The organism is Pseudomonas sp. NPDC089569 (assembly GCF_050280625.1).
In the GTDB taxonomy this organism is placed as follows: domain Bacteria; phylum Pseudomonadota; class Gammaproteobacteria; order Pseudomonadales; family Pseudomonadaceae; genus Aquipseudomonas.
This window is the reverse complement of record NZ_JBNNVQ010000020.1, coordinates 42,832-67,141: the sequence shown is the minus strand read 5'-3', so window position 1 is coordinate 67,141 and position 24,310 is coordinate 42,832. Positions and strand designations below refer to the sequence as shown.

Annotated in this window: 24 protein-coding genes; 10 read left to right on the top strand and 14 right to left on the bottom strand. The window is 60.2% G+C overall.

Annotation, left to right across the window (positions count from 1 at the left end; genetic code table 11):
• Positions 1-13 precede the first annotated feature (13 nt).
• Together ACQKP2_RS11800 and ACQKP2_RS11795 are read left to right on the top strand one after the other, a co-directional pair.
• Positions 14-2,284 carry a hypothetical protein gene (locus tag ACQKP2_RS11800; protein WP_427576557.1) on the top strand — a complete coding sequence of 757 codons (2,271 nt, stop codon included), beginning with the start codon at positions 14-16 and terminating at the stop codon, positions 2,282-2,284.
• A gap of 33 nt (positions 2,285-2,317) precedes the next feature.
• Positions 2,318-2,605, top strand: a complete 288-nt coding sequence (locus ACQKP2_RS11795; protein WP_427576556.1) for a hypothetical protein — start codon at positions 2,318-2,320, stop codon at positions 2,603-2,605.
• 5 nt (positions 2,606-2,610) lie between these two features.
• On the opposite strand, the gene ACQKP2_RS11790 is transcribed toward ACQKP2_RS11795, so the two are convergent.
• The gene (locus tag ACQKP2_RS11790) at positions 2,611-2,787 is read right to left on the bottom strand and encodes a hypothetical protein (protein WP_427576554.1); all 177 of its coding nucleotides are present in this window, start codon (positions 2,785-2,787) and stop codon (positions 2,611-2,613) included.
• Between the two features lie 9 nt (positions 2,788-2,796).
• Between ACQKP2_RS11790 and ACQKP2_RS11785 the strand changes: the two genes are divergently transcribed.
• Positions 2,797-3,873 carry an RHS repeat-associated core domain-containing protein gene (locus ACQKP2_RS11785; protein WP_427576552.1) on the top strand — a complete coding sequence of 359 codons (1,077 nt, stop codon included), beginning with the start codon at positions 2,797-2,799 and terminating at the stop codon, positions 3,871-3,873.
• Between the two features lie 104 nt (positions 3,874-3,977).
• Here ACQKP2_RS11785 and ACQKP2_RS11780 read toward each other — a convergent pair whose 3' ends face one another.
• The 4 genes from ACQKP2_RS11780 to ACQKP2_RS11765 all read right to left on the bottom strand — a co-directional run bounded on the left by ACQKP2_RS11780 (position 3,978) and on the right by ACQKP2_RS11765 (position 7,302).
• On the bottom strand, positions 3,978-4,724 hold the full coding sequence (locus ACQKP2_RS11780; RefSeq protein ID WP_427576551.1) for a response regulator: 747 nt from the start codon (positions 4,722-4,724) through the stop codon (positions 3,978-3,980).
• A 52-nt stretch (positions 4,725-4,776) separates the two neighbouring features.
• On the bottom strand, positions 4,777-5,061 hold the full coding sequence (locus tag ACQKP2_RS11775; protein WP_427576550.1) for a helix-turn-helix transcriptional regulator: 285 nt from the start codon (positions 5,059-5,061) through the stop codon (positions 4,777-4,779).
• 741 nt (positions 5,062-5,802) lie between these two features.
• Complete coding sequence (locus ACQKP2_RS11770; RefSeq protein ID WP_427576548.1) at positions 5,803-6,411, bottom strand: LysE family translocator; 609 nt, start codon at positions 6,409-6,411, stop codon at positions 5,803-5,805.
• Between the two features lie 51 nt (positions 6,412-6,462).
• Positions 6,463-7,302 (bottom strand): AraC family ligand binding domain-containing protein, encoded by an 840-nt coding sequence (locus ACQKP2_RS11765; protein ID WP_427576546.1) that lies wholly within the window; start codon positions 7,300-7,302, stop codon positions 6,463-6,465.
• Positions 7,303-7,519: 217 nt separating this feature from the next.
• Here ACQKP2_RS11765 and ACQKP2_RS11760 point away from each other — a divergent pair, with 217 nt between their 5' ends.
• A complete protein-coding gene (locus ACQKP2_RS11760; protein ID WP_427576544.1) occupies positions 7,520-9,196 on the top strand; it encodes a fibronectin type III domain-containing protein in 1,677 nt (558 codons plus the stop codon).
• 8 nt (positions 9,197-9,204) lie between these two features.
• Here the strand turns inward: ACQKP2_RS11760 and ACQKP2_RS11755 are convergent, their stop codons facing one another.
• From ACQKP2_RS11755 to ACQKP2_RS11745, 3 genes are all read right to left on the bottom strand, one after another.
• Positions 9,205-9,846: a DUF1345 domain-containing protein gene (locus tag ACQKP2_RS11755; protein WP_427576542.1), complete on the bottom strand. Its 642-nt coding sequence runs from the start codon at positions 9,844-9,846 to the stop codon at positions 9,205-9,207.
• A 147-nt stretch (positions 9,847-9,993) separates the two neighbouring features.
• Entirely contained in the window at positions 9,994-13,086 is a 3,093-nt protein-coding gene (locus tag ACQKP2_RS11750) for a multidrug efflux RND transporter permease subunit (RefSeq protein ID WP_427576540.1), read from the bottom strand.
• A gap of 3 nt (positions 13,087-13,089) precedes the next feature.
• A complete protein-coding gene (locus ACQKP2_RS11745; RefSeq protein WP_427576539.1) occupies positions 13,090-14,259 on the bottom strand; it encodes an efflux RND transporter periplasmic adaptor subunit in 1,170 nt (389 codons plus the stop codon).
• Positions 14,260-14,518: 259 nt separating this feature from the next.
• On the opposite strand from ACQKP2_RS11745, the gene ACQKP2_RS11740 reads away from it, so the two are divergent.
• Genes ACQKP2_RS11740 through ACQKP2_RS11730 form a run of 3 tightly spaced genes read left to right on the top strand, consistent with a single transcriptional unit; the run spans position 14,519 to position 16,896 of the window.
• Positions 14,519-15,220: a response regulator gene (locus ACQKP2_RS11740; protein WP_427576537.1), complete on the top strand. Its 702-nt coding sequence runs from the start codon at positions 14,519-14,521 to the stop codon at positions 15,218-15,220.
• A gap of 4 nt (positions 15,221-15,224) precedes the next feature.
• Positions 15,225-16,523, top strand: a complete 1,299-nt coding sequence (locus ACQKP2_RS11735) for an ATP-binding protein (RefSeq protein WP_427576536.1) — start codon at positions 15,225-15,227, stop codon at positions 16,521-16,523.
• Positions 16,524-16,578: 55 nt separating this feature from the next.
• Entirely contained in the window at positions 16,579-16,896 is a 318-nt protein-coding gene (locus ACQKP2_RS11730; RefSeq protein WP_427576534.1) for a hypothetical protein, read from the top strand.
• Between the two features lie 20 nt (positions 16,897-16,916).
• Here the strand turns inward: ACQKP2_RS11730 and ACQKP2_RS11725 are convergent, their stop codons facing one another.
• From ACQKP2_RS11725 to ACQKP2_RS11715, 3 genes are read right to left on the bottom strand one after another with little or no spacing between them, the layout of a single operon-like run.
• The gene (locus ACQKP2_RS11725) at positions 16,917-17,678 is read right to left on the bottom strand and encodes an anti-sigma factor family protein (RefSeq protein WP_427576533.1); all 762 of its coding nucleotides are present in this window, start codon (positions 17,676-17,678) and stop codon (positions 16,917-16,919) included.
• Positions 17,675-18,172 carry an RNA polymerase sigma factor gene (locus ACQKP2_RS11720; RefSeq protein WP_427576565.1) on the bottom strand — a complete coding sequence of 166 codons (498 nt, stop codon included), beginning with the start codon at positions 18,170-18,172 and terminating at the stop codon, positions 17,675-17,677. The genes ACQKP2_RS11725 and ACQKP2_RS11720 overlap by 4 nt, the downstream gene beginning before the upstream one ends.
• A gap of 51 nt (positions 18,173-18,223) precedes the next feature.
• On the bottom strand, positions 18,224-18,760 hold the full coding sequence (locus ACQKP2_RS11715) for a tetratricopeptide repeat protein (protein WP_427576531.1): 537 nt from the start codon (positions 18,758-18,760) through the stop codon (positions 18,224-18,226).
• Positions 18,761-19,043: 283 nt separating this feature from the next.
• Here ACQKP2_RS11715 and ACQKP2_RS11710 point away from each other — a divergent pair, with 283 nt between their 5' ends.
• Positions 19,044-19,856 (top strand): crotonase/enoyl-CoA hydratase family protein, encoded by an 813-nt coding sequence (locus ACQKP2_RS11710; protein ID WP_427576530.1) that lies wholly within the window; start codon positions 19,044-19,046, stop codon positions 19,854-19,856.
• Between the two features lie 3 nt (positions 19,857-19,859).
• Complete coding sequence (gene nudC, locus ACQKP2_RS11705; protein WP_427576528.1) at positions 19,860-20,690, top strand: NAD(+) diphosphatase; 831 nt, start codon at positions 19,860-19,862, stop codon at positions 20,688-20,690.
• On the opposite strand, the gene ACQKP2_RS11700 is transcribed toward nudC, so the two are convergent.
• From ACQKP2_RS11700 to ACQKP2_RS11690, 3 genes are all read right to left on the bottom strand, one after another.
• Positions 20,658-21,437 (bottom strand): TSUP family transporter, encoded by a 780-nt coding sequence (locus ACQKP2_RS11700; RefSeq protein WP_427576527.1) that lies wholly within the window; start codon positions 21,435-21,437, stop codon positions 20,658-20,660. The two genes, nudC and ACQKP2_RS11700, sit on opposite strands and share 33 nt — an antisense overlap.
• Before the next feature lie 186 nt (positions 21,438-21,623).
• On the bottom strand, positions 21,624-22,100 hold the full coding sequence (locus ACQKP2_RS11695; RefSeq protein ID WP_427576525.1) for a DUF1348 family protein: 477 nt from the start codon (positions 22,098-22,100) through the stop codon (positions 21,624-21,626).
• 56 nt (positions 22,101-22,156) lie between these two features.
• On the bottom strand, positions 22,157-22,720 hold the full coding sequence (locus tag ACQKP2_RS11690; protein ID WP_427576523.1) for a TetR/AcrR family transcriptional regulator: 564 nt from the start codon (positions 22,718-22,720) through the stop codon (positions 22,157-22,159).
• Between the two features lie 181 nt (positions 22,721-22,901).
• Here ACQKP2_RS11690 and pssA point away from each other — a divergent pair, with 181 nt between their 5' ends.
• Entirely contained in the window at positions 22,902-24,245 is a 1,344-nt protein-coding gene (pssA, locus tag ACQKP2_RS11685; protein ID WP_427576522.1) for a CDP-diacylglycerol--serine O-phosphatidyltransferase, read from the top strand.
• Positions 24,246-24,310: the final 65 nt, after the last annotated feature.

Below are 24,310 nucleotides of genomic sequence, written 5' to 3'. Positions count from 1 at the left end.
GGAGGGAAAGAGCATGTCGATCAAACAGAATTTGCAATCGCAACAAGAGGCGAACAGTGCCTATCTGAAAATGCGCTCCGAGTATCGGGCAAAAGTTGCCGAAAAGGAGATCATCATCCAGCCCGAGGACTTTGCCGATAGCGCAACCAAGCTTTTGCACGGGCCCAAGCTCAAGGGTAACGGTGGGCTGAACGTGTATATCCCGCTGTGGGATGCCCTGCCACCACCGACTGTCAGGGAAACAGTCACGCTCATGATCGACCGAGGCAGCGGTAACTTTGAAACGGTGGGTTTCAAAGAGTTTGTGATCCCCGCGGGAGAAACGGCGTTTCCGGAAGAGTTTCCCTACAAGATGCTCATCTCGACCGACAGTCTTCCCGAGAACGCGACGTGTAACCTGAAATACGTTCACCGCTCTTACCAAGGCGATGAAGTTGACTCGCCAATCACTACGTTTTTTTGCGACAGGCTGCCGCCTTACAAACATGACCCGCCAGCCGCGCCGGTATTTACCGGGGATTTCCTCGACGATGATTCGCTGCCAGTGGGGGGCAAGCTCACCGTAACGATTGCCGGTTACCCGGATTGGCAAGCCACGGATCAAATCGCCATCTACCTGGTGGATGAAGACAACATCCCGGACGATCCAACCACCACCCCACCGATTTTTGCGGGCCTTGCCCCTGCACCGGGTATCACCGACAGCACCATCGAGATCGACGCTGACACTATCCGGGCGCTTGGTGATACCAGGGCGCTGATGACCTATGCCTTGCGCGACAAAGCCTTGAACCCCAGCCCTCCGGCCTTTTACAAAAAAGTCAGCCTCACGTTCGGGCCACTGCCCACCGCTTTGAAAAAGCCACGGGTGCCGCAAGCGGTCCCTGGTCCATTGACGATGGCCCATGTCCGCGATGGCGTGAGTGTCTGGATCGACAAATTCGACAACTTCAAAGTCAGAGATGAAATTCGTTTGAAATGGGGTGGGCAAACGCTGGAGGACTTTCCCATTCCCGGCAACGGCCTGCCCAATATCGAGGTTCCGGTGCTGCCTGCGCTGTTGATGCTTACAGACTATGGACAAACGACAACCGGGGTCAAAGACACCCTCGTCAGTTATCAGGTGGTCCGCAAAGGGCGGCCATTCGGTCCTGAGTCCGACACCTTCAAAGTCAATTTCGAGGTCGCGTTGCCCTGGCCGGACCCTTGGCCACCCGTGGACTGGCCCAACCCGATCCACCCGGACTTGCTTGCAGGTGAAGTCAAAAATTTCGATGGAACCCGAACCAATCAACTGACCCGAGCCGATCAGAACAAAGACGCCACATTCCACTTTGAATGGTACGCCGGTGCGAAGAATGGACAGGTCGTTGATTTTTACTGGCGGGGCGCTCGCGTCGCCGAAGCCCAGGTGACTTTTGATGACAATGACGATGAGCATGTACCGGGGGGGCCTTATTCCGTTGTCATTCCCTGGGCCTACATCAAGGAGGGCGGCAATGGAGATCCTGTGCCAGTTCACTATCAGGTGAGCGGCCCTGGCCTGGTGAACGATCTGCATTCGCAAACGACTGAGGTTGACGTCAACGCGATTGCCGTGGAACTGCCGCCTGCGAGTTTCCCTTCCTTTGCCGAGCAACCCGTACCGGAGTATCCAGGCTGCGGCGCGCTGGAGCCCGATGGCGCATTCAAGTTCGATGACGGCGGGATAACCGTCCCCCGAGGCCGAGTTGGTGACTTTGGACAACTGCGCCGGATCAATGCCCGTGTAGCTGTAGACAGCGTTGTTGGTACTGACGGTGCCACCCGGCCCCTGATAAGTCGTTCTCACGCTCGTCAGGTTATCGATGGCATCGAACCTGAACAGCTGACTGACAATCGCCTTGCCATAAGGGTCCACGGGCGGCTGGCTGCCCTCGCACTGATACTGTATCAGCCGTCCACGGAGGTCGTAGTCGTAGGTTTCATCGCGCAGCAACGTGGCGCCTTCGCGCAGTGTTCTGCTCACCAGCAAATCGGTTTCGTTGTAGACCTGCGTCAATGTCTGTTCGACGCCATTCAGATCGAACGTGCGCAAGGTCTCGCGCCCCAGTCCATCGTGCTCAAGGCTAATGGTGAGTCGCTGACCGCTGGCACTGTCCTGGGTGCTGATGGTCAGCGGTTGACCCAGGCTGTCGAAGGTAAAGCTCGACGAGGTGCTGCCCAGACGAGTGTGTTCCAGGCGATTGGCCGCGTCATAGGTGCAGGTCTGGGTCTGGTCGAGTACGTCGGTGTAACCGAGTAAAAGCCCCTGGCGACTGTAGTCGTAGCGCATGGTATGCACAGCGTCGTCCTGAACCCGAGTCTCGCTTTTCAGCTCACCGGTGCTGAAGTACTGACGTTGCAGCTCAAGGCCACCTTCCTTGCAACTGACCAGTCGGGCATTTTTGCCATCGCGCACGTATTCGGCCGGTCCCTGCTCGGGCAGGCGTCGCACGCTGGGTTCTTCGCCCAGTTGCGGTTGGTAGTCATAGACAATGACCTGGTTACTGGCCGTGGTGACCGTCGCCGGCCGGGTCTGCCCCGGTTTGTAGGTGAAACGTTGCTTGCGTCCACCGGTTATTGACTCGCTCATGCGATCCAGTCCATCGAACACCTGGGCGTGAACTCGACACTGATCGTGTCTCCCGCCTTTAGCTTGCCTGTCAGATCGGGGATGGCGACACGCAATACGACGCCGACGGCCACCTGATCCGCGATGAACAAAACCGCGAGCTGGAATACGACGCCCTGGGCCGCCTGACCCATGTCAGCGCCTTGCCCGGCGAAACACCGAGCGGCTATCGCTACGATCCGCTGGACACCTTGTCCGGGGTCGACAGTGGCGACGGCGCACAGTCGCAGCGCTTCTACCGTGACGGCGATCTGGCCAACCAGGTCCAGGGGGCCAACAGCAGCACCTTCATGCGTGGCGACGGGGTCGTGCTCGCCGAGCACCAGGCAGGTGCTGACCCAAAGTCCCTGATGCTGGCGTTTGATCAGAAGAACAGCGTCTGCAATGAAATCGGCAACGGTACTGCCAACGACATCGCTTACTCGGCTTATGGGCATCCCAGTGCTGAACGGTCGGTGAGCACACACCTGGGCTACAACGGCGAATTCCGTGAGGCGCAAACGGGGTGGCAGCTGTTGGGGAATGGGTATCGGGCTTATAACCCGGTGTTGATGCGGTTTCATAGTGCGGACAGTTGGAGTCCGTTTGGGGAGGGGGGGGTGAATGCTTATGCGTATTGTGAGGGGGACTCAATTAATAGAAAGGATCCGACAGGGCATTCGTGGTATGGAAATTTTTTACGGCTGTTTAGGCCAACTACTACCACTGCTTTTAAAGCGGGTGCACCAAGCGCCTTTTTAACGAACAAAAAAAACACGGCAGCATCGGTTCGGCCTATAAAAACTAAGGATGTCCAACGATTGAGTGATGTTGTCGAGCTTCGTGAAACACAGCTCTCCCAGTTGAAGAGAGAAAATCGGAACTTGGCTGGTGATAGTAAGTACGTAAAGAACTATGAGCGTAGGCATGGGAAACGTAGCTTCGTGAAAGATGTTCTTGCGTCAGAGGATAGCGCTAGCGAAATACTATCGAATGCAAAGACATTACATGCTTGGGCAAAAGATAATGTTGGCAAGCTAGGTATTACTCGTCAGTCAGCAGCGGAGTTGAAGAGTAAGGCTCAAGAGTTTGAGCTGGTTAAATTAAAAATCAGGCGGCAGGAGCGTGATGCATTCAATAATCTGAGGCAGAATAACGCGAATAGAAATGCTCAAAGAAACTACGATAATCGGTATCGGAGCAAGCCGGAGAAAAGTTATTTGGGGGATGGAAATTCGTAATGTTAAAGTAGAGTTCGGTTGTGCTGGATGGTGCTATCGATGTTTGATGTGCCATCCAGTTTTTAGATTAAAAAATTATTCAAATAAAATGGCTATTGTTCTCATCATCCTAATCCACTAACCCGAGCAAACTCCACCAACCCACCGTCATGGCCAAGCCCCAACTTGTCCATGGCGGTTCTTTTTTGCCGGCTGATGGTTTTTTCACTGCGGTTGAGTTGCGCGGCAATCTGCCGACCGGAAAGCCCCTGCACAAACAACCGCACCACTTCCAGTTCCCGCTCGGACAGGCTGGCCAACGGTGCACCGGCACCGTACGCGGGCAGGGACCCACTGTGCAGAATGTCGGCAAAGGTCGGGCATAAATACGAACGCCCCCTGGCCACGGACAACACGGCCCGTTTCAACTCGATCAAGGGGCTGTGCTTGTCGAACAGTCCGCTGACGCCCGCATTGAGCAGCGCCTGCAGCAATGAAGGGTTGCGCAGCATGGTCATCACGATCAGCGGAATATGGCTGAAATGGCGCTTGATGTAGCCCATCAACGCCAGGCCATCGGGAAAACGCCCGTAGGGCATCGCATAGTCACTGACCAATAGATCGCACGGCGTGCGCTGCAGGTGGTGAATCAGTTCGTCGGCGCTGTGGGCCTGGGCAACGATGCTCAAGCCTGAACCCGGCCGTGGGCACAACGCCGTTTCGGCGCCCATCAGTACCACGGGATGGTCGTCGGCCAGGATGATGCGCAACGGCTTTTTAGTCGGGTGCCCGGGCGATACGCGCGTATCGTCACAGGCACTGTCGAGGGAGGATTGGAGCAGGGAGCAATGAGGCGTCTGGTGCGGGTTCATGTACGGTCTCAACAGGGGGCGATGACACGCCGGCCACCGTACAGACACTGCTTCAAGGCATTTGAATCAACCCTTGATCCAGCGCCATGGCCATGGCGATCCAGCGCGACCTCACGCCGAATTTTCGGCGGATGTTGCAAAAGTGGTAATTCACACCGGCCTCGGTGCAGTTGACGATCTGGCCAATCTCCCAGGACGACTTGCCAGCGGCGCTCCACTGCAAGACTTCTCGTTCCCGGTTGGTGAGCGTTATCGCCGGGGGTTGATTGCACTCCTGAGGCTGGAAGCCGGCCGGGGTGGGTGATGATCGAACTGGTGCGGTGACGGAGCGGTACATTTTCGAATCTCCCATTCATCATCATTGACGGCGTGGGCGCGGCAGAATCTTCCTACAACGTAATGGCATGGTTCGCGCGGCCGTCCTACAGGCACCTGAGCGGAGCTGGAGGGACGGTTGTTTTATAGCGCGATTGAACGCCCTTGAAACCTGTCACAAATTACAGGTGGCGCACTGTAATCAGACACTCTTTAAGGCGCTGTCAGCGAAAGCTGCCAGGGTTGTAGGAGGCGTCTCTGCCTAAGTCAGTCGTTCACAATGAGCGCTAATTTTTTGATCGCATGGGGTTTTATTCCGGAGGCCTGAGGATGAGTGCTCGGCTCGCTGAAGGAAAAAAGCGATGGGAAGTTTCTTGAAGAAAACGGGCACGCGGCCGTACCCGTTCGTCGCATTGCTGGTGTGGCGTCGGGTTCAGCGAAAGGCTCGCCCATTGACCAGATACCCTGGCCACTCAGCCGCCACCGCGCAGGCGTACCACGTCGGTGCCGTAGCTGAACAGACTTATAAAACAGGTGGTTTGTTCATTGTTCTGTTGCTTTGAAACCGGTTTCGTTTTTGTGCAAAGAATAAGCTTTGCTGTGTACTTCCGGACCTAATCGCGAGCAGGCTCGCTCCCACAAGTGCACCGCATTCCAATGTGGGAGCGAGCCTGCTCGCGATGGGGCCAGTACAGCCACCAGGAAGCTCCCGGGGGCCGAACCCGCCCGCCATCCCCACGCCCAATATCCCGACACGCGGTGTTCAGACCAACACACTCATCCACGCCGACCCCAGCAGCAACAACGCCATGCACCGATTGAAGCGTTGCATGGCACGGGGCGAGCGCAACCAGCGGCCGGACCCGGCCCCGAGCAAGGCCCAGACGCTCATGCACGGCAGCGACACCAGAAAAAATACCAGCGACAACATCATCACCTGAGTCAGGCGATGCTCGCCGCTTGCGGCAAACACACTGACCACCGCCAGCGCCATCATCCAGGTTTTCGGATTGATCCATTGCAGGCTCGCGGCGCCCAGCCAGCCGAGGCGGGCCTGGGCTTGTTCGGCAGTGATGGCGGTGGGCGGGGCACGGAAAATCTGCCATGCCAGATAACTCAGCCATGCCACGCCGATCCATTGCATGACGGCTTGTGCGGCCGGCCAGGCCGTCAGCGACGACCCGGCACCGGTGCCGACCAACAGCACAAGCGCGGCGGCGCTGCTGCACGCGCCGACGATGATCGGCACGGCGGCGAGCAAGCCGTAGCGGGCACTGTTGCTCAACACCAGAATGTTGGTCGGGCCGGGCGTGATCGCGGCGACGAAAGCAAACAGCAAGAAGGGCAGTAACGTCGGGAAAGAGGACAGCATCGCAGGCACACTCCGGTGAAGATCGGTCAGTGGATCTTCACAACCTGCGGCTTACCTGTCTGGAAGATTTGAGCAGCGCTTGCGGTACAGCGCGGGTGTCATGCCATAGGCCCGCACAAACCAGCGGCCCAGATGACTCTGATCGGCAAACCCCAGGGCCATGGCCACGCTCGCCGGTTGCTCGCCACGGGCCAACATGCGCCGCGCCGTGGCGAGGCGCAATTGCACCAGGTAGGCGTGGGGCGCCATGCCGTAGGCGGCCTTGAACGCGCGGGTCAGGCGGAAGCGGTCGACACCGGTGACGGCGGCCAGTTGATCCAGACCGATGTCGTATTGCGCGTTGGCATGCAGGTACTCCCGCGCCTTCTGCGCCACACGCGGCAGGCGCGGGTCTTCGTTGTAGCGGGTGCGCCAGTGCAGGTGACTGGTCAAGCCATCCAGCAGCGCATCAAGGGCACTTTGGCGGACGATTTTCAACTCGCGCCGGTGCAGGGTTTCGAACGCCAGGCTGGTGGCGTGGGCCAGACGTACATCGCTGGCCAGGGTGTTGGCGAAACTCAACTCGCTGTTGTCCGGGGCCCTGTCGAATACTGCGCCGAGTTCGCGCCGCAACCACTGCGGATCGATGTACAGCATGCGATAAGTGAAGCCATCTTCGGTCGGTGCTTCGCCATCATGGATGTCGCCAGGCTCCAGCAGAAACACCTTGCCCGGTGTGCTCTGATGCCTGGCCCGCCGGCAGTTGAATTGCTGAACCCCTTGCTCGGTGACGCCCACCAGATAGCTGTCATGCCAGTGCGGATCATAGGCATGCCCCTCGAAATGCGCGCGCAGGGTCTCGATGCCGGTATCGGCGTCCTGGGCCAGGTCGAGCCAGTTGCGGGTGATCATGGGATGCCTGTGGGGTGGGGGGACCGCTTCATTAAACGCCTGTTTAAAGGGGGATGCCTAGAAGGTTTGTGCACTGATTGGGTGATGCTGCACTGCACAAATCCGCGGGCATAGCACAAAAAATCCGCAGTGCCACTATCCGTTCTGTCAGTTGTGCATCCCGTTGAGTCGGTTGAATGTAGGGCCTGAAAATCAACGTTTGTACAGGTGACATGAAATGGACCGCACAATGTCTTGCGATGAGGAAACGTCGGCAGGCTCAGAGATCGAAACTCAGGGTTATGAGGGCAACCGGATCTGCGCACCTGGCAATGTCCGGGGCTGGCGCAACTCTGCAACCAGTGCCGTGCTGACTTGGGATGAACCCTATTCAACCTGCCATTTGTGTCCGAATGCCAGTGGTTTTGAAGTCAGCGGAGCGGGATTCGCGACAAGGACCGTCACCCGACCGCCCTGTGAAATCACCGGGCTGAGGTTCGACGCCGAGTACAGGATTGAAGTGGTGGCCAAGGCATCGGCGACCAACGTTTCAAACCCAGGTTTTCTCTTTCTGCAAAAAATGCTGGCTCCCGGTAGACCGGGCATTCCCGTACCGAGCGAGCTGACTGCTGCGTCCGTCACCATGACCTGGGCGCCGTCCGCCCATGGGGGTGAAGACATCCGCTATCGAATTTACCTGAATGGATCGCTGATCAAGGTCGTGGATGAGCCAAACGTCAGTCTCAGGCATCTGCAAAGTCATACCCGGTACCGCCTTGAGGTGCAGGCGGTTAATGCGGCAGGTGTATCGGAACCTGCCATCACCGATTTCAAAACCCGAGTGCGCGTACCCACCAACGTGAGATTAAGCCACAGCAATGGGGCTTGCAGGTTGGCGTGGGACCCGGTTTTCAAGAAACTCCCGGCCCATGAAGTCTCCATCAATGGAAAGACATTTACCGTGGCCGCAGGACGTTGGGGATACAACTTCAGATTGGCCGATGTATCGCCGGGGCCGGTTCCACACCATTTGAGATTTTCCGTTCATGCGTTGATAGATGGGGATAGCTCTGAAGTCGTGACGTTGGAAAAAACCATTTCGGACGGTGTGCCTCCGAGCCGGCCGGGAACTCCGGTCGTCAGCGACATTACTGACACTTCGGCAAACTTGGTCTGGGAGCCATCAAGCGACAATGTCGGTGTTATGGGATACCGGGTTGTTCTCAACGGGTTCCTGGTTTTTGATACCCAGTCACCCCGCTACAGCATCAGCAAACTAAACCCGGGGGCGTATAACTATGTATTCGTGCGCGCCCAAGATGCGGATGGAAATCTCTCAAGTCGTAGCGAAATCACAGTATTTAAAACCACCGGGCAGGCGCCGGTACCTCGACCCAAGGCGCCGAATCTGGAAATTACGGCTGTCTCGTCTACGTCGGCGAAGCTTGAGTGGGGAAGGCTCGAGGGCGCGACCGGGGTCAGAATCGTTCTGAATGATGTGCACTTTGGCGATGTTCTGTTTGTTCCGTTCATTCCAATGACTAACTTGGTACCAGGCGCGGAGTACACCATCAGCGTGTCTGCATTTGATGTGTATGGGCAGCTATCGGAGCCGACGATAGTGACCTATGAAGCCCGGGACACCACGCCGCCGAGTAAGCCGGGCAACTTGAGAAAAACGGCCTCAACACTTGATTCAGTGACTTTGACCTGGGAGGCGTCAACGGATGATGTTGGTATTTGCGAGTACATCATTTACAGCAACCACCAGTATTTCGACAGTACCCCACTGACTGACTACACCGCCGTTGACCTACTTCCCGGCACTTACGAGTTTGAGGTGTGCGCCATGGATTTCTTCGGCAATGCCTCCGAGCCCGCCGCCATGATCCTTCGCATTGACGGTGCGCTATAGCGCACCTTTCACCCGAACAGCCCCGCCGCAATATTGATCGAAAACCCCAGTATCGCCGTATTGAACACAAACCCGATCAACGACTGCGCCAGCACGATCTTGCGCATTTCCCGCGTGGCCACGCCCACATCCGCCGTCTGTACCGCCACGCCGATGGTGAAGGAGAAATACAGGAAGTCCCAATAGTTGGGCGTGGTCAGGCCCTCGGCGAAGCGCAGCGCCGGTTCCTTGCCTTCCCACGTGTAGAACAGTCGGGCGTAGTGCACGCTGAAAATCACCCCGATCAGCAGCCACGAGCCCAATACCGTCAGGGCGGTAAAGCCGTAATGCAGCAGTTTGCGGGTGGTTTCCAGGTCCTTGCTGCCAACCAGCTCGAAAGTGATGGCGGCCAGGCTGGCCATCGCCGCGATGCACACCACCAGCAGCACCAGGCCGGCGTTTTCATCTTCGATGTCGGCGATGCGTCGCACGTCCGTGGCCTTGGAACGCACGGTGAGCCAGAGCATCAGGACCAGGTACGTCCAGACGCCGACGTTCCAGCCGATTAGGATTTTGCCGATGAGGGTTTCGGCCGGGATCACAATGCCCATTACGATGCCAAGCGTTGTGGCGATGGACAGGCGAGGGTGGGTGCGGGTGAGAAAGGGCATGGAGGCTCAACGATTGGGGCTATGCAAACACCTTAGCCCAGGTGCCCCCATTCTTGAAATCTACACTCCCCCCGTAGGAGCCAGGCTTGCCGGCGAATGCGTTCTCGAAGACGCCTTCGCCGGCAAGCCTGGCTCCTACGGGGGATCTTAGGACTGGCGCTTCTCGACCAGCTTCATAACCACGACAAAAAACACCGGCACAAACACCACCGCCAGGGTCGCGGTGATCATCCCGCCAATCACCCCGGTGCCGATGGCCTGCTGGCTGGCGGAGCTGGCGCCGGTGGCGATGGCCAGTGGCACCACGCCGAGGATGAACGCCAGCGAGGTCATGACGATGGGGCGCAGGCGCAGGCGTGCCGCTTGCAGGGTGGCGTCGATCAGGTCGGCGCCGTCGTCGTAAAGGCTCTTGGCGAATTCGATGATCAGGATCGCGTTCTTCGCCGACAGGCCGATGATGGTGATCAGTCCGACCTTGAAGAACACATCGTTTGGCATCCCGCGCAGGGTCACCGCCAGCACCGCGCCCAGTACACCCAAGGGAACGACAAGCAGCACCGAAGTCGGGATCGACCAGCTCTCGTACAGAGCCGCCAGGCACAGGAACACGATCAGCAGCGACAGGCCGAGCAGGATCGGTGCCTGACTGCCGGACAAGCGCTCCTGCAACGACAGGCCGGTCCATTCCTGGCCAAGGCCCGCCGGCCCCTGTGCCACCAGCCGCTCGATTTCCGCCATGGCTTGCCCAGTGCTGTAGCCAGGCTTGGGCTCACCGGAAATGCTGATCGCCGGGTAGCCGTTGTAGCGGGTCAACTGTGCCGGTCCCAGGGTCCATTTGGCCTGGACGAAGGCCGACAGCGGCACCATGTCGCCGGCGTTGTTGCGCACGTGGATCTTGAGCAGGTCCTCGACCTGGCTGCGCTGGTCGCCTTCGGCCTGCACCACCACCCGTTGCATGCGCCCCTGATTGGGGAAGTCGTTGATGTAGGCCGAGCCGACGGCGGTGGACAGCACGCTGCCGATGTCGGCGAAGGACACGCCCAGCGCATTGGCCTGCTTGCGGTCGACGATCAGTTGCACCTGCGGCGCTTCGGCCAGGGCGCTTTCGCGTACGTTCATCAGGATCGGGCTCTTCTCGGCGGCGGCCAGCAACTGGTCGCGCGCCTGCATCAAGGTGGCGTAGCCGAGGCTGCCACGGTCCTGCAAGCGGAATTCGAAACCGCTGGAAGTGCCCAGGCCATCCACCGGTGGTGGCAACACCGAGAAGGCCATTGCGTCCTTGATCTGGCTGAAAGCAATGTTGGCGCGGTCGGCAATGGCGCTGGCCGAATCATCGCTGCTGCGTTGCGACCAGTCCTTGAGCGTGGTGAACGCCAGCGCCGCGTTCTGGCCGCTGCCGGAGAAGCTGAAGCCGAGAATCACCGTGCTGTCGCCCACGCCGGGCTCCGTGGCGTTGTGCGCCTCGATCTGTTCGACCACTTGCACCGTGCGGTTCTTGCTCGCACCCGGTGGCAATTGAATGTCGGTGATGGTGTAGCCCTGATCCTCCACCGGCAGGAACGAGGAGGGCAGGCGACTGAAGCACAGCCCCAGCCCCGCCAGCAGTACCCCGTAGATCAGCAAATAGCGGCCGCTGCGTTTCAACGCATGGGCCACCCAGCCCTGATAACGGTCGGTCAGTCGCTCGAAACGACGGTTGAACCAGCCGAAGAAGCCGCGCTTTTCATGATGCTCGCCTTGTGCAATCGGCTTGAGCAGGGTGGCGCACAGCGCCGGGGTCAAGGTCAGGGCCAGGAACGCCGAGAACAGGATCGAGGTGGCCATGGCCAGGGAGAACTGTTGGTAGATCACCCCCACCGAACCCGGCATGAACGCCATCGGAATGAACACCGCCACCAGCACCAGGGTGATGCCGATGATCGCCCCGGTGATCTGTTTCATTGCCTTGCGCGTCGCATCCGCAGGCGACAGGCCTTCGCTGGCCATGATCCGCTCGACGTTCTCCACCACCACAATGGCGTCGTCCACCAGAATGCCGATGGCCAGCACCATGCCGAACATGGTCAGCACGTTGATCGAGAAACCCAGGGCGAGCATGGCGGCGAAGGTGCCCATCAGCGCGACCGGCACCACCAGGGTCGGGATCAGGGTGTAGCGGATGTTCTGCAGGAACAGGAACATCACGGCGAACACCAGCACCATCGCTTCGCCCAGGGTGTACACCACTTTGGTGATCGAGACCTTGACGAAGGGTGAGGTGTCGTAGGGGATCTTGTAGTGCACGCCGGCGGGGAAGTAGCGCGACAGTTCATCCATCTTCGCCCGCACCAGCGTCGCGGTGCTCAGGGCATTGGCGCCTGGCGACAGTTGCACGCCGACGGCGGTGGAAGGCTTGCCGTTCAGGCGCGTGGAGAACTGGTATTCCTGGCTGCCGATCTCGACCCGCGCCACATCGCCGATGCGCACGGTGGAACCGTCGGGCCGGGCCTTGAGCACGATGTCGGCGAATTCTTCGGGCGTCGACAGCTGGCCCTTGACCAGCACGGTCGCGGTGATTTCCTGGCTGTTGTGGCCGGGCAGGTCGCCAATGCTGCCGGCAGATACCTGGGCGTTTTGCGCGACGATGGCGGCGTTCACATCCGCTGGCGTGAGGTTGAAACCGATGAGCTTCTGCGGGTCGATCCAGATACGCATCGCCCGTTCGGCACCGTACAGCTGTGCCTTGCCGACGCCGTCCAGGCGCTTGATCTCGTTCATCACGTTGCGCGCCAGGTAGTCGCTGAGCGCCACGTCGTCGAGCTTGCCGTCGCTGGAAGTCAGGGTGATCAACAACAGGAACCCGGCGGACACTTTCTCCACTTGCAGCCCTTGCTGGATCACCGCTTGCGGCAGGCGCGACTCGACGACCTTGAGGCGGTTCTGCACATCGACCTGAGCCATTTCCGGATCGGTGCCGGGCTGGAACGTCGCCTTGATCGTCGCGCTGCCGAGGCTGCTTTGCGATTCGAAATACAGCAGGTGATCGGCGCCGTTGAGTTCTTCCTCGATCAGGCTGACCACGCTTTCATCGACCGTCTGCGCCGAAGCGCCAGGGTACTGGGCATTGATTTCGATCTGCGGCGGTGCGACGTCGGGGTATTGCGCCACCGGTAGTTGCGGGATGGCCAGCACGCCGGCCAGCAGGATGAACAGGGCAACCACCCAGGCGAACACCGGGCGGTCGATAAAGAACTGGGGCATGAACTAGCGTCCTGCTGACGGGCCAGAAGCCTGGGCGATGGGAAGAGGGGAGTCGTCGACCTGCACTTTTTCGCCGGGACGGGCGTGTTGCAGGCCTTCGACGACGATGCGGTCGCCGGGCTTGAGGCCGCCGGTGACGACCCAGCGGCCGTTCTGCACCGGGCCCAGATCCACCGGTTGCTGGGCGACCCTCTGCTGGTCATCGAGCAGCAGCACCTGGGCGATGCCGGCGCTGTCGCGCTGAATCGCCCGTTGCGGCACGCTGATGCCTTGCTGATTGACGGCTTGCTCCAGGCGCACGCGTACGAAGCTGCCGGGCAACAGGTCAAGGTCGGGGTTGGGAAATTCGCTGCGCAGGATGATTTGCCCGGTGCCCGGATCGACCGTGATGTCGGTGAACAGCAGCTTGCCCGGCAGCGGGTAGAGACTGCCGTCGTCCTGAATCAGGGTGGCCTTGGCCTGTCCTTGCGCGACTTCCTTAAGGTGACCGGCGCGCAGTGCCCGGCGCAGTTCGTTGAGTTCGCGGGTCGATTGGGTCAGGTCGGCGTGAATGGGGTTCAGTTGCTGGATCAGGGCCAAGGGTGTGGTTTCGTTCTGGCCGACCAACGCCCCTTCGGTGACCAATGCGCGACCGATACGCCCGGAAATCGGCGCGGTGACCGTGGCATAGCCCAGGTTCAAGCGGGCACGCTCCACGGTTGCCTTGCTCGCCGCGACATCGGCGGCGGCCTGGCGGGCATTGGCCCGGGCGTTGTCGTAGTCCTGGCCGCTGATGGCCTGGTCATCGATCAACTGCGCGTAGCGTTGCTCCTGCAGCCGGGCTTGAAAGGCATTGGCCTCGGCCTTGCTCAGTGCGGCAATGGCACTGTCGAGATCGGCCTTGAACGGCGCCGGGTCGATGTGGAACAGCACATCGCCTTTTTTCACGTCGCTGCCTTCACGGAAGTTGCGTTGCAACACCACACCGGCCACCCGTGCGCGCACCTCGGCCATGCGCGGTGCGGCGATGCGCCCGCTCAATTCGCTGCTGATCGACAGCGGGCGGGCTTCGACGGTCTCTATGCGCACGGTGGCCAGCGGTGCCTGGTCCTCGGCGTTCGAGGACTGGTCGCACGCGGCCAGTGTCATGGCGATGGCCAGAAGGCCGAGCCTGGAAAGCAGATTCATTGACATCGATACCCCCCAATAATCAGTGGCCGGAATGCTACTGGGCGGCGACGGGGGCAGCGGTGAAGCTTTGTAGGGGCTGTGTGAAATTGTGTAAGGGTTTTACTCAGATCGGTGTGCAGGCGTATATCCTTCAGGCCTTGAGTTTTATTGCGCCTGTCAGATAGCCATCGCGAGCAGGCTCGCTCCCACAGTTGAAATGCGTTCGTCTGTGGGAGCGAGCCTGCTCGCGAAATGGCTACCACAGCATTTTTTGGAAACACCCATGCCCAACATCCTCCTGGTCGAAGACGACACCGCCCTGGCCGAGCTGATCGCCAGCTATCTGGAACGCAACGGTTACTGCGTCAGCGTGATCGGTCGCGGTGATCAGGTGTGCGAACGGGCGCGCCAGAGTACGCCGGACCTGGTCATCCTCGACCTGATGCTGCCCGGCCTCGATGGCCTGCAAGTCTGCCGCTTGTTGCGCGCCGATTCGGCGACGCTGCCGATTCTGATGCTCACCGCCCGCGACGACAGCCACGATCAGGTGCTGGGCCTGGAAATGGGCGCCGACGACTATGTCACCAAACCCTGCGAGCCGAGGGTGTTGCTGGCGCGGGTGCGTACCTTGCTGCGGCGCAGCAGCCTGGGCGAGCCGCAGACCGCCAACGACCGCATCCTCATGGGCAACCTGTGCATCGACCTGTCGGAGCGCACGGTGACCTGGCGCGACCAACCGGTGGAGCTGTCCAGCGGCGAGTACAACCTGCTGGTGGTGCTGGCCCGGCACGCCGGCGAAGTGCTGAGCCGCGACCAGATACTGCAACGCTTGCGCGGCATCGAATTCAACGGAACCGACCGTTCGGTGGACGTGGCGATTTCCAAGCTGCGGCGCAAGTTCGACGACAACGCCGGCGAGGCGCGCAAGATCAAGACGGTGTGGGGCAAGGGTTACCTGTTCAGCCGTTCCGAATGGGAATGCTGACACCATGTTCAGAATTCTGTTTCGCCTGTACCTGGTGACCATCGTCTCGTTCAGCGCGGCGATTTACCTGGTGCCGGACCTGGTGATCAAGGTCTTCCACGAGCGTTTTGTCAGCTACAACCTCGACTATTCACGAGGCCTGCAAACCCTCATCGTCAAACAGTTCAAGGCGGTACCGGCCGAGCAATGGCCGGCGCTGGCCGCGCAGATGGACAAGGAATTCGATCCGCTGCACATCGTGCTCAGCGCCAACGACGATGCCGGGTTCTCCCGCGAAGAACAGCAACGCCTGCAACGCGGCGAGAACCTGGTGCGCATCGGCGACTGGGGCTGGCGCACCCTGGCGGTCGCGCCGCTGGATGAACACACGGTGGTGCAGATGGTGGTGCCGCCGGACCCGATGGACGTCAACCTGCTGTACTGGAGCATCAACGTGCTGATCGGCGCGACCATGCTCGCCTGCCTGCTGCTGTGGCTGCGTCCGCACTGGCGCGACCTGGAGCGTCTGAAAAGCGCGGCCGAACGCTTCGGCAAGGGCCATTTGAGCGAGCGCACGCAAATTGCCCCAAGCTCCAACATCGGTCACCTGGCCAACGTCTTCGACACCATGGCCGGGGACATCGAGAATCTGCTGAACCAGCAGCGCGATTTGCTCAACGCCGTCTCCCATGAGCTGCGCACGCCTTTGACGCGCCTTGATTTTGGCCTGGCACTGGCCCTGTCCGACGATTTGCCGGCCACCAGCCGCGAGCGCCTGCAAGGGCTGGTCGATCACATTCGTGAGCTCGATGAACTGGTGCTGGAGCTGCTGTCCTACAGTCGCCTGCAAAATCCGGCGCGGCTGCCGGAGCCAATAGAGGTGTCGCTGGACGAATTCATCGACAGCATTCTGGGCAGCGTCGATGACGAGCAGTCGCCGGACATCGTCATCGACGTGCTGCTGCATGGCCAGCTCGAGCGCTTCAGCCTTGACCCGCGCCTGACTGCCCGCGCCCTGCAGAACCTGCTGCGCAATGCCATGCGCTACTGCGAAAAGCGCATCCAGGTCGGCGTCCAGGTTTGCCCCAAGGGCTGTGAAATCTGGGTCGACGATGACGGCATTGGCGTGCCCGAGGATGAGCGTGAGCGGGTTTTCGAGCCGTTCTATCGCCTGGACCGCAGCCGCGACCGCGCCACCGGCGGCTTTGGTCTGGGCCTGGCCATCAGTCGTCGGGCGCTGGAGGCCCAGGGCGGGACGCTGACGGTACTGGCGTCGCCCTTGGGCGGCGCACGCTTCCGGTTGTGGCTGCCGACACCGGGCTGACAGGGACAAATCTGTCAATCCTGACAGTAGCCGCTCTGGCCATTTAGGCGTTTCATTGACCCTGCGCAGTCAGGTAGTCGCGGCACGCACTGATGACTGGAGGCTGGAAATGGCGGCGTCGATAACAAGAAGAAGCGGCAAGGGCACGATCAATGCCATCAGGAAAGTCTGGATCGATGCCACATCGATCCAGTTTGCCCTGGTGATTCCCGATGGCAGCCGTTCCAGGCTCGCCATCCGCATCGGGCTCAATCTCGCGGCGGATGGCGAAGACCGTTTTCAGGTGGGCGACCGGGTGACCTACACCCTTCTGATGGGCGCGGCGGGGGAATATCCGCGGGTGCAGGATTTGATGAAATCCGGCATTGCCTGATCCCCCCGGAGCCTGCAGCGTCAGGCGCTCAATCGCGTGCTCAAGTCGGTGGCCATGCGTTCGAGATCCTCGATCGGGTGATGCCCGATCAGCATCCAGGCATGTTGCATGTCCGCCCAGTACACAACGTTCATCCCGCGCCTGCGCTCCTGGGCCAATTGCCGGCTGCCGCTGTTGGAAAGGGTGACGCACAGCGCCAGCGGTCCGTGGACAGGATCGAGGTAGCTGATCTGGGCGATGGGGACGTCGTCGTATTCGAGAATCTGCGCACGCCTGAATTCGGCGTGGGGCAGCATCAGTTGCGCCGGCGCCAGGCTCAGGCCCAGTCGCGCATCGATGGTTCGCAGTTGCGCGCGTTGGGTCGCTTCGTCGGTGGGCAAGTGGTCGAGGGTTTGTGGCACGTACAACGCCATGTAGTCGGCGACCTGTTGGCGCCAGTTGCTTTCGTGCTGGGTGGCTTGCCAACCGAGGAACAAACGGTCGGCCAGTACACCGCTGGCCACCAGTCCCGCTGCCGCGGCGAGGAACCAGCGGCGATTGAAAGACGGGCGAGCGGGCGAGGGCAGGCCATCGAGCATGGCTTGCAGGCGGTCGGTCGGTGCCTGGCGTCCCAATTCATCGTACGCGGCCTTGAAGGGCAGGCTGCTGCGGTTGAGCCATTGCAGGCGCAGGCCGAGCATCGGGTCCTGGGCGATCGCGGCATCGATGTCCTGGCGTTGTTCGCTGTCGAGCTGACCGTCGAGGTAGGCAACCAGTTGCTCGTCCGAGGGTCTTGCGTTCATCGACGTTCTCCGCTGGATGGATTCGGTACGGACTGCAACGGCGGGTACTCGGCAAGCTTGCTGCGGGCGGTGGCCAGGCGGCTCATGACGGTGCCGATGGGCACTTGCAGCACGTCGGCGACTTCGCGGTAGGACAGGCCTTCGACATAGGCCAGAAACACCGTTTCGCGCTGGGCTTCGGGCAGCGCATCGACACGGCGGATGACCTGGGCCGCCATGACATGGGTTTGCGCCACATACTCGCCGTCGAACGACAACACGTGTTCACCCTCTATTGTGCCCTGGCCCTGGCGTACCCGGTGGGCACGCACCTCGTTGACCCAGATCGAATGCAGAATGCTCATCAGCCAGCGGTCCATCCTTGTGTCCTGTGAATATTGCCCGGCCCGTTCCAGCGCCCGCACGCAGGTGGCCTGCACCAGGTCTTCGGCGACATGCCTTTGCCTGGACAACAGCAAGCCATAGCGCCATAAACGCGCCAGGTGTTGACCCAGTTCTGCCCTTATTGCCTGATCGCTGGCGATAACGACCTCCGTCCCGGTGTGTCAGGTTTTCGATGAATCGTTGATGGCTTCGGCCAGGTCCTGGTACTCCTCGCAGGTTTTGTTGCCGCAAATCGACTGGATTTGTTGCAACTGCTCCTGAGCGAGATCCAGTCGACCCTTGATCACGTAGGCTTCGCCCAGGTACTCGCGAACCCTGGCATAACGTGGATCAAGATTGACCGATTTCAAGTAGTAACCGATGCCTTCATCGGTACGCCCCAGTTTACGCGTGGCGTAGCCGCGATAGTTCAGTGCCTTGGCCGTATTGGGCTGCTCGAGGGTGTCGAGCAACGCCAGGGCTTCTTCATAGCGCCCGTCCTTGGCCAGTTGATAGGCGTAATCGGTGCGATCGGCATCCGACACATCCTTGCTGGTTTGTTTGACGCACTTATGCGCCTTGGTGTCGAAGACCTGGTCTCTGGGGCACTGGGGCTTGGCGGGAGCGTCGTCATCGCCGTGGGCCCAGGTCTGGGCACCCGATAGAAGGGCAGCGGCGATTATCAGCGGTGCTGTGAAAATGGAGAAGCGGCTGTTCATGGACAATGCTCCACGGGATCGGGGTTGGGACATCGAACCGGCCGAAAAAGTCGAATATGGGTGGCCCTCATGATGTGAACACCCCAGTGTGCGCAATTATTCATTCCATTGTGGTTCGGCATAAGCAAAATGCAATGGGACACATCATGCGCGCGAATATCATGCCTATTGTGTCGCCAAACCCCATCCGGTCCCGCTTTTGGCCGAACCACTGCCTTACTGCAGGTTCTGCTGCCTTGTTATAGTTCGGGCCTCTTTCATGGCCCGGTAAAGGATCACTCGCATGTCTCAATACACCGCGTTCACCGTCGAACTGGTCGATAAAATCGCTCATGTGCAAATCAATCGCCCGGAAAAGATCAACTCGATGAACGCCGCGTTCTGGAGCGAGATCGTCGAGATTTTCCAGTGGGTCGACGACACCGACGAGGTACGGGTGGTGGTCCTGAGCGGCGCCGGCAAACACTTCTCTTCCGGCATCGACCTGATGATGCTGGCCGGCGTGGCCAACGAGCTGGGCAAGGATGTGGGGCGCAACGCACGCCTGCTGCGGCGCAAGATCCTGAACCTGCAAGCATCCTTCAATGCCGTCGACAACTGCCGCAAACCGGTGCTCGCGGCCATTCAGGGTTACTGCCTGGGCGGTGCCATCGACCTGATCGCCGCCTGCGACATGCGTTACGCCGCCGAAGACGCGCAGTTTTCCATCAAGGAAATCGATATCGGCATGGCGGCCGACGTCGGCACCTTGCAACGCTTGCCGCGCATCATCGGTGACGGCATGCTGCGTGAACTGGCTTACACTGGTCGCACCTTCGGTGCCGAAGAGGCACGTGGCATGGGCCTGGTCAATCGCGTCTACAGCGACACCGCCAGCCTGCTTGACGGCGTCATGGGCATCGCCCGGGAGATTGCCGCCAAATCGCCGATTGCCATCACCGGCACCAAGGAAATGATCAGCTACATGCGCGATCATCGCATCGATGATGGCCTTGAATACGTCGCCACCTGGAACGCCGCCATGTTGCAATCCAATGATTTGCGTGTGGCCATGGCCGCCCATATGAGCAAACAGAAACCCGAATTTCTGGATTGAAAAATGACTTCACGCTGGACCACTGCAGTACTGGACACTGACCAACCCGGCGGCTGGGCCGTGGCGCGCAGCCCCGAAGGCTTTTTGTTCGACGACAACGGCGCGCTGTTTCCCCGTGAATGGCTCAAGCGCCAGGACCTGCCGGTTCTGGCCGAGCATGGCATCGGCCACCTCGATGGCGAGCCGGTGTATCTGCTGGAGCTGCACGGCCAAAGTGAAGTGCCGGGCTGCAACTGGAAAGGCCTGCGGGCGTTCATGCTCGAGGGCGATCACACGCTCTACAAGGTGCTCGGTTATGCCGCGCAAATCGGTACCTGGGCGCGTGAGCACCGCTTCTGCGGCAACTGCGGCCAGGCCATGACCCAGGTGCCGCGCGAGCGGGCGATGTATTGCCAGGCGTGCGATCTGCGCAGTTATCCGCGGATTTCACCGAGCATGATCGTGCTGGTGACCCGTGGCGACGAAGTGCTGCTGGCGCGTTCGCCACGGTTCGTGGCCGGGGTCTACAGCACCCTGGCCGGGTTCGCCGAACCTGGGGAATCGGCCGAGGATTGCCTGATTCGCGAGGTTCGCGAGGAAGTGCGGATCGAGGTTCAGAACATTCAGTACATGGGCAGCCAGTGCTGGCCGTTCCCGCACTCGATGATGCTCGGCTTCCATGCCGAATACGCCGGTGGCGAAATCGTCTGCCAGGAAGACGAGATCGAAGACGCCCAGTGGTTCAACGTTCACGCGCTGCCGCCGTTGCCGGCCTCGCGCTCGATCGCCCGCTACCTGATCGACGTCTACGTGGCGCGGCGCTTAGGCCACGCTGAACCAGTGTTGCCAGGCTAGCCGTACGGTCAGCCCCAGCACCACGGTAATGAACACCGGACGAATGAATTTCGCACCGCCGCTGATGGCGGTGCGCGCGCCGAAGAAGGCGCCGACCATCAGGGACGAGCCCATGCACAGGCCGATGATCCAGTCCACCTGACCTGAAGAGATGAAAACCGCCAGCGCCGCCGCGTTGCTGACGAAGTTCATGCTGCGCGCCACGCCACTGGCCTTGACCAGGTCGATGGGGTAGAGCAACAGGCTGCTGACGGTCCAGAACGCACCGGTGCCGGGACCGGCCACACCGTCATAGAAACCGAGGCTGAAGCCCTGGGTCGATTGCCAGGTTTTCTTGATCGGGGCTTCGCTGTCCAGTGGTGCTTTCGGCGTGCCGCCGAACAACAGATAGACGCCGCAGGCAAACACGATCACCGGCAACATCTTGTTCAGCCACTCGGCCGGCAGGTAATGGGCGACGATGGCGCCGGTCAGCGCACCGACGAAGGTGCCGACGATGGCATGCGTCCACTGTTTGGGGTGGAACAGTTTGCGTCGGTAGAAGGTGAAGCTTGCGGTGGCAGAACCGAAGGTCGAACTGAGCTTGTTGGTGCCCAGCACCAGGTGTGGCGGCAGGCCGGCGGTGAGCAGCGCCGGGGTGGTCAGCAGGCCGCCACCGCCGGCAATGGCGTCGATGAAGCCGGCAATGAAAGCGACGATGGCCAGAATGGCCAGGGTGGTGAGGTCAACACTGAGTTCGAAAGGCATGGAATCGGCTTAATCGGCGGGTGCAGCGCAGGGCTGCGGAGAAGGACCGCTATCTTACCGGTCTGAACACGACAAAACCATTGTGGGAGCGAGCCTGCTCGCGATGGCGGTATGCCAGACGACTCATGTGTTGGATGGTCATCGGTCTTCGCGAGCAGGCTCGCTCCCACATTGGATAGGTGAAAACTACAGTCCCAGGTCGGACAGGCCCGGATGATCGTCCGGGCGACGTCCCAGCGGCCAGTGGAACTTGCGTTCGCTTTCCTTGATGGGCATGTCGTTGATGCAGGCGAAGCGGTGGGCCATCAGGCCGTCTTCGTTGAACTCCCAGTTTTCATTACCGTAGGAACGGAACCAGTTGCCCGAGTCGTCGTGCCATTCATAGGCATAGCGCACGGCGATGCGGTTGTCGGTGAACGCCCAAAGCTCCTTGATCAGGCGATAATCCAGTTCCTTGGCCCATTTGCGGGTCAAAAAGGCCTTGGCCTCTTCGCGGTTATTGGCGAATTCGGCGCGATTTCGCCATTTTGTATCCAGGGTGTAGGCCAGCGACACGCGTTGCGGATCGCGGGAGTTCCAGCCATCTTCGGCCAGACGGATTTTTTCGATGGCCGACTCACGGGTGAACGGCGGCAATGGCGGACGAACTTCGGCATTGGGCATTTTAAAGTCTCCGTATACATTTAAAGTTCAAACAAGTTGTCGCGTTTGATCAGGTGCTACAGGTCCAATAACTTTCGCGCCATGCATTGCGCATTATCGGCGGCGCTGTGATCACCCATGACAAACGCCACGGTAATGGCACCATCGATCAGGATCAGCAATTGCCTGGACAGCATTTGCGGGTCCTCGGCGCCATGTTCGGTACATAGCTCGCACACGTAGTCGAGCAGTTTCTGTTTGTGCTCCCTGGCGACCAGGCGAACCGGGTCTTGCGGGTCGCCGGTCTCGCCGCTGGTATTGATGAAGGCGCAACCGCGAAAGCCTTCGGACTCGAACCAGCACTTGAGCACGGTGAACAGGTTGAGCAGGCGCTCGGCCGGGGTCGGGGCTTGTCCAACTTCACGCCTGTACCAGTGCATCCAGCGCTCGTCCCGGCGTTGCAGGGCGGCAACGGTCAGCTCCTCCTTGTTGGCGAAGTAACGGTAAATACTTTTTCTGGAGACGCCGGCGGTTTTCACCAGAAGATCCATGCCGGTGGCGGCGATGCCACTTTTGTAGATCAACTTTTCGGTGACATCCAGAATGATGTCGCGTGTGTCGTTGCTGGTTATCTGGTTCATGTTGAATACAGTAGAACGATCGTTCTCCATGGTCAACAAGTTATTTTTCCCGTCCGTGAAATTGTTTTCGCTGTAGGAGCGAGGCTTGCCCGCGAAGAGGCCGCAACTAACCGCTACAAGACCCAACGCAATCCATGGTGTAAGCTCTCAACCTCTTCGGATTCGACCCATTGCGAGCCCTATGCCGTTGCTTTTCAAACGCTCCCTGCTGCCCAGACTGCGCAGCTTTCCGCTGACCGCCGATGCCGTCACCATCCTCTCTGGCGCTGCCGAGTTCCGTCGCTGCCTGCTGGAGAAAATCGCCAGTGCCACTCACCGCATCTATATCGTTGCGCTGTACCTGCAGCAGGACGAAGCCGGCCAGGAAATTCTCGATGCCTTGCACGCCGCGAAACTGGCACGCCCGCAGCTGGATGTGGTGGTGGTCGTCGACTGGCTGCGCGCCCAGCGCGGTCTGATCGGCGCGGGCAAGCAGCCGGGCAACTCGGCCTGGTATCAGGAAATGACCCGCAGCCACGCAAGCGAAGTACCGGTGTATGGCGTGCCGGTGCAGACTCGCGAGCTGTTCGGGGTGTTGCACCTCAAGGGTTTCGTGATCGATGACTGCGTGATCTACAGCGGTGCGAGCCTGAACAATGTCTACCTGCACAAGTTCGACAAGTACCGCTACGACCGCTATCACCTGTTGCATAACCGTGCCCTGGCCGACTCGATGCATCACCTGGTGCAGCACGGGCTGATTGCTTCAAAAGCGGTGCATCGCCTGGACCTGCCGAATCTGCCGACGACCCGCAGCTTGCGCAATGCCATCGGCGATTTGCGCAGTCGGCTCAAGCACGCGGCCTACGACACGGCGCAGGGCATCACGGAAAAAGACGCGTTGTCCGTCAGCCCGCTATTGGGGGTGGGCAAGAACAACCCGTTGAGCCGGGTGATTGGCGAGCTGATCGCCAGCGCCCAGCATCAGCTGACCATCTGCACGCCGTACTTCAACCTGCCATTGGCCGTGACCCGGGAAATCAACCGGGCGCTTGCACGGGGCGTGAAGATAGACATCGTGGTCGGCGACAAGACCGCCAACGATTTCTACATTCCGCCCAGCGAGCCGTTCAAGGTGATCTCGGCGCTGCCGTACCTCTACGAAATCAGCCTGCGTCGCTTCGCCAAGCGCCATCAGCGCAACATCGATAGCGGTCAGTTGAACCTGCACTTGTGGAAGGATGGCGATAACACCTATCACCTCAAGGGCATGTGGATCGATCAGCGCTACACCTTGCTGACCGGCAACAACCTCAATCCGCGGGCCTTTCGCCTCGATCTGGAAAACGCCTTGCTGATCGATGATCCCAAAGGCGAGCTGCTCGAACCCCGGCGCAATGAGCTGGCAGAGATCTTCCAGCACACCCGGCGCATCGAGCGTTATCAGGATTTGCAGACATTGCCGGACTATCCGGCGGGCGTGGCCAGGTTTCTCAAACGGGTCAGCCGCGTGCGCGTAGAGCGTTTGCTGTACCGGATACTCTGAACGCATTCGGCGCAAAGCCGCCCGGAGCAGGCTTGCTCCGGGCGGCTTTGCGCCGAAGAGGACGG